This window comes from Terrilactibacillus tamarindi (assembly GCF_009718825.1).
Taxonomy (GTDB): Bacteria; Bacillota; Bacilli; order Bacillales; family Sporolactobacillaceae; genus Terrilactibacillus; species Terrilactibacillus tamarindi.
The window spans coordinates 1-948 of record NZ_WNHB01000053.1; the positions used below are offsets into that span (position 1 = coordinate 1).

The following is a 948-nucleotide window of genomic DNA, read 5'->3' on the forward strand; positions in this document are numbered from 1 at the left end:
TGTGATCCTTGAAAACTGGATAGTGAAAGAAATGCGTCAAGACATAAACACGAAGTGGTTAAGTAAGTAAGAGCGCACGGTGGATGCCTTGGCACTAGGAGCCGATGAAGGACGGAACGAACACCGATATGCTTCGGGGAGCTGTAAGTAAGCTTTGATCCGGAGATTTCCGAATGGGGAAACCCCCTATCCTAACGGATAGGATGCATCACTGAATTCATAGGTGATGCAAGGCAGACCCGGGGAACTGAAACATCTTAGTACCCGGAGGAAGAGAAAGCAAATGCGATTTCCTGAGTAGTGGCGAGCGAAACGGAATCAGCCCAAACCAAAGGGCTTGCCCTTTGGGGTTGTAGGACACTCTATTGTGGAGTAAGAAAAGTGTGGGATAGGCGAAGCAGTCTGGAAAGGCTAGCCATAGAAGGTAACAGCCCTGTATCCTAAATCTCACACTCTCCCTGAGTGAATCCTGAGTACGGCGGGACACGAGAAACCCCGTCGGAATCTGGGAGGACCATCTCCCAAGGCTAAATACTCCCTAGTGACCGATAGTGAACCAGTACCGTGAGGGAAAGGTGAAAAGCACCCCGGAAGGGGAGTGAAAGAGATCCTGAAACCGTGTGCTTACAAGTAGTTGGAGCCCCTTAGAGGGTGACAGCGTACCTTTTGTAGAATGGACCGGCGAGTTACGATCATAAGCAAGGTTAAGCTTAAGAGGCGGAGCCGCAGCGAAAGCGAGTCTGAATAGGGCGACTTAAGTTTATGGTTGTAGACCCGAAACCGTGTGATCTACCCATGTCCAGGGTGAAGTTCAGGTAACACTGAATGGAGGCCCGAACCCACGCACGTTGAAAAGTGCGGGGATGAGGTGTGGGTAGGGGTGAAATGCCAATCGAACACGGAGATAGCTGGTTCTCCCCGAAATAGCTTTAGGGCTAGCCTCGAGGA

The 948-nt window shown here is 50.8% G+C and carries 1 rRNA gene; it reads left to right on the forward strand.

What is annotated here, in order from left to right:
* Positions 1 to 56: 56 nt before the first annotated feature.
* Positions 57 to 948: ribosomal RNA gene (locus tag GMB86_RS15305) — 23S ribosomal RNA — on the forward strand; the annotation flags it as partial.